The organism is Lysobacter sp. 1R34A, from assembly GCF_051217035.1.
Taxonomy (GTDB): domain Bacteria; phylum Pseudomonadota; class Gammaproteobacteria; order Xanthomonadales; family Xanthomonadaceae; genus Lysobacter.
In genome coordinates this window covers 1-6,455 of the sequence record NZ_JBPKJP010000155.1, presented here as the reverse complement: position 1 = coordinate 6,455, position 6,455 = coordinate 1, and the positions used below count along the sequence as shown (strand labels likewise).

Below are 6,455 nucleotides of genomic sequence, written 5' to 3'. Positions count from 1 at the left end.
GATGCCGCCGAGGCGACCCGCGCCGCCGCCGAGGCCGCGCGCGAGGCCGCCGACGCCACTCGGGAGCTCGGCGAGGAAGGCTGATCCGCAGTCGCGTTCGAGCCGTCGTTGACCGGCGAACGCCACGGCCGCCAGCACGCACAAATGGCCGCCTGGAACGCAATGGCCGCGGTTAAATGCAGGAACGGCCGCGATTAATTATGAGAACGGCCGCGGGAATATGAGAACCGGCCGCGGGAGATATGAGAACGGCCGCGGGATATGAGAACGGCCGCCTAAGCGTAGCCGTTGCGGCGTTGCGGTCGATGCGGCGACTCCGTGCGGGTTAGTTGCGGCCCTTGACCAGAGTGCCGATGTTCTCGCCGCGCAGGATCTTCAGCAGCACGCCGGGCTGGCCCATGTCGAAGATGCGCAGCGGCAGCTCGCTGTCGCGGCACAGCGCGAACGCCGCGGTGTCCATGACCTGCAGGTCGCGGGTGATGACGTCGTCGTAGGTCAGCTTGTCGAAGCGCACGGCGTCGCTGTGCTTCTTCGGGTCCTTGTCGTACACGCCGTCGACCTTGGTCGCCTTCAGCAACAGGTCGGCGCCGATCTCGATCGCGCGCAGGGCGGCGCCGGAGTCGGTGGTGAAGAACGGGCTGCCGACGCCGGCGGCGAAGATCGCCAGGCGGCCTTTCTCCAGGTGGCGGATGGCGCGGCGGCGGATGTAGTCCTCGCACACGTCGTTGATCTTGATCGCGCTCATCACCCGCACCTTGGCGCCGAGCTTCTCGAGCGAATCCTGCATCGCCAGGGCGTTGATGACGGTGGCGAGCATGCCCATCTGGTCTCCGGTCACCCGGTCCATGCCGCCGGCGGCGAGGCCGGCGCCGCGGAAGATGTTGCCGCCACCGATCACCAGGGCGATTTCCGCGCCGGCCTGCTGGACTTCGATCACCTCACGGGCGAGGCGGCCGATGACCTTGGGGTCGATGCCGTAGTCCTCGTCCCCCATCAACGCCTCGCCGGAAAGTTTCAACAAGACACGGCGATAGGCGAGCTGGGACATGGGGCGTTCTCGGGGGAGCGACGGGCGGCGGAATTGTAGCCCAAGCCCTCCATGCTGCGGCGTGCGGAATCGAGCGGGAACACCGCGAGGAAGCCGAAAGGAGCTCGGGCGGGTCCGAATCCGGCGGCCGGGCGGGCCGGGCCCGCCGTCGTCGACCGCGCCGGCGGTCCGGATCGCTTGCGACCGCCGTCGCGCGCCGATCGCGACCGGCTTCGCCATCGACCTGCCGCGGCGATCCCGTATGATCGCGCCGCCGGCCCCGTGGCGGGGCCGCCGCATCGCGCAGGCGCCGCCCCGGCATGCGCCGCGCACCACCCAAGGAGATGGAAGTGTCGATTAAGAACCTCAACGAATTCGTCGAAGCCTCGAAGCAGAAGGACCTCAGCCAGGAAGTGTTCGAGCTGGAAAGCTCGCACCTGCTCGAGGTCAAGCTCGACGGGCGGGTCTGGGCCAAGGCCGGCTCGATGGTGGCGTACCGCGGCGGCGTCAAGTTCGTGCGCCAGGGCGTGCTGGAGCAGGGCCTGGGCAACCTGCTGAAGAAGGCGATCAGCGGCGAAGGCACCCAGCTGATGAAGATGGAAGGCAAGGGCCGGGTCTACATCGCCGACGCCGGCAAGAAGATCACCCTGCTGCGCCTGGGCGGCGAATCGATCTACGTCAACGGCAACGACGTGCTCGCCTACGAGGACGGCATCGCCGCCGACATCAAGATGATGCGCAAGGTCTCGGGGATGATGTCCGGCGGCCTGTTCAACATCAAACTCAGCGGCAGCGGCGTGGTCGCGATCACCTCGCACTACGAGCCGCTGACCCTGGCGGTGACCCCGGACCAGTCGGTGTTCACCGACCCGAACGCGACCGTCGCCTGGTCCGGCGGCCTCAGCCCGGACATCGTCACCGACATCTCCCTGGGCACGCTGTTCGGCCGCGGCTCGGGCGAGAGCGTGCAGCTCAAATTCGCCGGCACCGGCTGGGTGGTGGTGCAGCCGTACGAAGAGGTGTACTTCCAGCAGGCCGGTTGAGCCGCCGCGGCGCCCCTGCGCCGCGACCGCCGATGTCACGCCAGCGCACGGCCGCGAGGGATCGCGGCCGTGTCGCGTTGGGGCATGTCGCCTCGAGGCATGTCGTGTTGGGGCCGGGAGAATCGGGCAACTGTCGCAGGGTCGCGGACGCGGCCGGACTATGATCGATGCGGCGAATCGGTTCGCCTGACCCAGGAGGGGTTGCCATGACGTTTCGCAATGCGGTGTGCGCGTTGGGCCTGTCGGGCCTGTTGCTGTTCCTGCCGGTGGCCCAGGCCGATCCGGCCGAAGGTTCGTTCCGTACCGAGACCACCTGCGAAGACCGGGGCTGGGCCTACGAGATCGTGCTGACCAAATACCGCTACACCGGCGGTCAATGGGTGGTGATCTCGCAAAGTTCCCACTACGCCGAGTCCTGCCCGCCGATCGAGTGAGGCGAGGGGATCGCCGCATCCGCGCTGGCCGCGGATACGGCCGCTAAAGAGAGGCCGCGGATCCCGCGGCCTTTTTTGTTGCATGGAAGCGATCGGCGACCCGCCCTGTGTGCACGTCGTTCCCGCGCAGGCGGGAACCCAGGGCTTGCGGGCGAGAGCGCTGGAAAGCCCTGGATATTCGGCTCCGCCGGAGTAAAGCGAGGCCCGCCTTCGCGGGAATGGCGGGCGATGATTGCGCTGCTCTCGATTCTCGATTCTCGATTCCCGAATCCCGAATCCCGAATCCCGAATCCCGAATCCCGAATCCCGAGTCCCGAGTCCCGAGTCCCGAGTCCCGAGTCCCGAGTCCCGAGCTCAACCCAAAGAAAAAGGCCGCGGAATCCGCGGCCTTTCTCGTACTGCGTCGCAGCGACGGCAGCTTACGCCAGGCCGGCCTGCTTCATGACTTCGGCGGCGAAGTCGTCGACCTGCTTCTCGATGCCTTCGCCGACCGCGATGCGCTGCATGCTGACCACGTCGGCACCGGCGGCCTTGACCACCTGCTCGACGGTCTGGTCGGTGTTCAGCACGTAGGGCTGGCCGTACAGGGTGACCTCGTTGACGATCTTGGCGATCTTGCCGCCGATGATCTTCTCCAGGATGTCGGCCGGCTTGGACTTGTCCTTGTCGGACATCTTGGCCAGTTCGATTTCCTTTTCCTTCGCCACGAACTCGGCCGGGACGTCGCTGGCCTTGATGTGCGGCGGGTTCATCGCGGCGACGTGCATCGCCAGGCCGCGGGCCAGCTCGGCGTCGCCGCCCTTGAGCTCGATCAGCACGCCGATGCGGCCGCCGTGGACGTAGGCCGCGACGTTGTTGGCGCTGTCGATCTGGATCAGGCGACGCACCTGCAGGTTCTCGCCGACCTTGGCGATGACGGCGGCGCGGGTTTCCTCGACGGTTTCGCCGGAAGCCAGCTTGACCGCCTTCAGCGCCTCGGCGTCGGCGGCGCCCGAGCTCAGCGCGGCCTGGGCCACGGTCTCGGTGAAGGACAGGAAGTTGGCGTCCTTGGCGACGAAGTCGGTCTCAGAGTTGATCTCGACCAGCACGGCCTTGCCGCCGTCCTGGGCGACCGCGATGCGGCCTTCGGCAGCGACGCGGCCGGCCTTCTTGTCGGCCTTGGCCAGGCCCGACTTGCGCAGCCATTCGGCCGCGGCGTCGATGTCGCCGTTGTTTTCGACGAGCGCCTTCTTGCACTCCATCATGCCGGCGCCGGTGCGCTCGCGGAGTTCCTTGACCAGGGAAGCGGAAATTTCAGCCATGGGGTTACCTCGGTGTTCGATAAAGTCCGGGCAGCAGCGGCGTAAGCCGCATCTCATCGCTCGGTACGGCGATTCGTCGCGGCTTACGCCGCTGCAACCCGGAGCGGATACGGGCAAGTGCAGCCGCGCAGTGTGGCGCGGCTGCATTACATGACGCTTACTCGGCAGCCGGCGCTTCGCCGTCGGCCTTCTTGGCGGCCGGGGCCGGGCCCTTCTTGGCCGGCGCGCGGCCGCGCGGAGCGGACTTGCGGTCGTCCTTGCCGGCGCCTTCTTCGCCGGCTTCGGCGAACTCTTCCTCGCGCACGCCGACCTGCGGCGCGGCGGCCTTGCCTTCGAGCACGGCGTCGGCGGCGGCGCGGGCGTACAGCTGCACGGCGCGGATGGCGTCGTCGTTGCCCGGGATGGCGTAGTCGACCAGGGCCGGATCGTAGTTGGTGTCGACCACGGCGATGACCGGGATGCCGAGCTTCTTGGCTTCCTTGATCGCGATGTCTTCATGGCCGATGTCGATCACGAACAGCGCATCGGGCAGACGGTTCATGTCCTTGATGCCGCCCAGCGAGGCTTCCAGCTTGTCGCGCTCGCGGCGCAGGCCCAGCACTTCGTGCTTGACCATCTTCTGGAAGGTGCCGTCGGTTTCGCCGGCTTCCAGTTCCTTCAGGCGCGAGACCGACTGCTTGACGGTGCGGAAGTTGGTCAGGGTGCCGCCCAGCCAGCGCTGGGTCATGTACGGCATGTTGCAGCGCTGGGCTTCTTCCTTGATCGAATCGCGCGCCGAACGCTTGGTGCCGATGAACAGGATGGTGCCGCGCTTCTGGGCGATGCTCGAGATGAAGTTCATCGCGTCGTTGAACAGCGGAACGGTCTTCTCGAGGTTGATGATGTGGATCTTGCCGCGGGCGCCGAAGATGTACGGGCCCATCTTGGGATTCCAGTAGCGCGTCTGGTGGCCGAAATGGACGCCGGCTTCCAGCATCTGACGCATGGTGATCTGAGGCATTGCGATAACTCCGAAGGCAGGGAACCGACCGCCGGTTGAGTGATGGCGGCTCGCCGCGGACGCAGGTCCGCAGCGAAGGTTCCGGGGTTGGGCCTCCCTGTCGCTTCCGTGTCCGAACCTGAGAGCCGAGCTTGCGATCGGTTTCCAGGCACCCCGGCACGGGCTTTGGCGGCAGGTGTGTATTCGTCGGTGACGTCCGACGTGGACGGCGCGATTCGGTCCGGTGAAGCGGATCGGTCCGGTCGCAGAGCCGCGGAAGTGTAACGGGGACGGGGCTCTGGGGCAAGTTGAGGGGCGGTGCGGATGGTTTCGGGGGGCCGGACCAGGAGGCGTCGGGTCTGCCGGCGGCCGATCCGATGGGCGGAGCCTGTCTGTTGGCTGTAGTCTCGTCCGGGCCTGAGATCGGCTGCCGAGTGGCCCAGGCACCGATCAAGGCCGAGTTCGAGCCGGATCAAGTTGAGCCGGGTGGAGCCGGTCGAATCCGGGCTGGATCGGGAATCAGCCCCGAGGCCGCGACGCGAGAAGCGCCGATCGCGGCTGCGCCGTGACGCTCGCACGGTCTCGGGATTATTTCGCGCGCGAGTTCCGGTGTCGCCTGGGCCGCGCGGTCCACTCTCTGGGCCATGCGGCGACAGCGCCGGAGATGGCACGCTGCATCGCGCCGGCGGCGGCCGCGGAGCGTGATGGCCGGCCCCGATTAAGCGATAATGCCGGCATGGCTATTTCCATCAAGACACCCGAAGACATCGAGAAGATGCGCATCGCCGGCCGCCTGGCCGCCGAGGTGCTGCAGATCGTCGCTCCGTACGTGAAGCCGGGCGTCAGCACCGGCGAGCTGGACCGCATCTGCAACGAGCACATCGTCAACGTGCAGAAGGCGATTCCGGCCAACGTCGGCTACAAGGGCTTTCCGAAGACCGTGTGCACCTCGGTCAACAACGTGATCTGCCACGGCATCCCGAGCGACAGCAAGATCCTCAAGGACGGCGACATCGTCAACATCGACGTCACCGTGATCAAGGACGGCTGGCACGGCGACACCAGCCGGATGTACTGCGTCGGCACGCCCTCGGTCATGGCCAAGCGCCTGGTCGAGGTGACCCGCGAAGCGATGTTCCGCGGGATCCGCCTGGTCCGGCCCGGCGTGACCCTTGGCGACATCGGCCACGCCATCCAGACCTACGCCGAGGCCGAGCGCTTCAGCGTAGTGCGCGACTACTGCGGCCACGGCATCGGCCGGGTCTACCACGAAGACCCGCAGGTACTGCACCACGGCCGTCCCGGCGAGGGCGTCAAGCTCGTGCCCGGCATGACCTTCACCATCGAGCCGATGATCAACGAAGGCACCTATCGCCATAAGACCCTGCCGGACGGCTGGACCGTGGTGACCAAGGACCGCAAGTTGTCGGCGCAGTGGGAACACACCGTCGCGGTGACCGAGGACGGCGTCGAAATCCTGACCCGCGTGCCGGGCGACGACAACGACCTATGACCGGCCCCGTCGCCGGCGATCGGCCTGACGAACGATTGGCCGATCGGTCGGCGGCGCCCGAGGCGGCGTCCCCCGCCGCCGGCAGCCCGGCCGCGATCCGCGCCGCGCTGAGCGCGCTCGATGCTGCGCTCGCCCAGCGTTTCGACAGCGCCCCCGAC

6 protein-coding genes are annotated in these 6,455 nt (G+C 67.4%); 3 read left to right on the top strand and 3 right to left on the bottom strand.

What is annotated here, in order from left to right; genetic code table 11:
- Positions 1-325 precede the first annotated feature (325 nt).
- A complete protein-coding gene (pyrH, locus tag ACSAMQ_RS19600; RefSeq protein WP_408953238.1) occupies positions 326-1,048 on the bottom strand; it encodes a UMP kinase in 723 nt (240 codons plus the stop codon).
- A gap of 329 nt (positions 1,049-1,377) precedes the next feature.
- Between pyrH and ACSAMQ_RS19595 the strand changes: the two genes are divergently transcribed.
- Positions 1,378-2,070, top strand: coding sequence for an AIM24 family protein (locus tag ACSAMQ_RS19595; protein WP_435397267.1), 693 nt, complete (start codon positions 1,378-1,380; stop codon positions 2,068-2,070).
- A 206-nt stretch (positions 2,071-2,276) separates the two neighbouring features.
- Entirely contained in the window at positions 2,277-2,504 is a 228-nt protein-coding gene (locus tag ACSAMQ_RS19590) for a hypothetical protein (protein WP_435397266.1), read from the top strand.
- Between the two features lie 419 nt (positions 2,505-2,923).
- Here ACSAMQ_RS19590 and tsf read toward each other — a convergent pair whose 3' ends face one another.
- Complete coding sequence (gene tsf / locus ACSAMQ_RS19585) at positions 2,924-3,805, bottom strand: translation elongation factor Ts (protein ID WP_435397265.1); 882 nt, start codon at positions 3,803-3,805, stop codon at positions 2,924-2,926.
- Between the two features lie 157 nt (positions 3,806-3,962).
- On the bottom strand, positions 3,963-4,805 hold the full coding sequence (gene rpsB, locus ACSAMQ_RS19580; RefSeq protein WP_435397264.1) for a 30S ribosomal protein S2: 843 nt from the start codon (positions 4,803-4,805) through the stop codon (positions 3,963-3,965).
- A gap of 715 nt (positions 4,806-5,520) precedes the next feature.
- Here rpsB and map point away from each other — a divergent pair.
- Entirely contained in the window at positions 5,521-6,297 is a 777-nt protein-coding gene (map, locus tag ACSAMQ_RS19575; RefSeq protein WP_435397263.1) for a type I methionyl aminopeptidase, read from the top strand.
- Positions 6,298-6,455 lie beyond the last annotated feature (158 nt).

Coding starts and splice junctions, on each gene's coding strand:
- map (WP_435397263.1), top strand. CDS start 5,521: ATGGCTATTTCCATCAAGACACCCGAAGACATCGAGAAGATGCGCATC.
- tsf (WP_435397265.1), bottom strand. CDS start 3,805: ATGGCTGAAATTTCCGCTTCCCTGGTCAAGGAACTCCGCGAGCGCACC.
- rpsB (WP_435397264.1), bottom strand. CDS start 4,805: ATGCCTCAGATCACCATGCGTCAGATGCTGGAAGCCGGCGTCCATTTC.
- ACSAMQ_RS19590 (WP_435397266.1), top strand. CDS start 2,277: ATGACGTTTCGCAATGCGGTGTGCGCGTTGGGCCTGTCGGGCCTGTTG.
- pyrH (WP_408953238.1), bottom strand. CDS start 1,048: ATGTCCCAGCTCGCCTATCGCCGTGTCTTGTTGAAACTTTCCGGCGAG.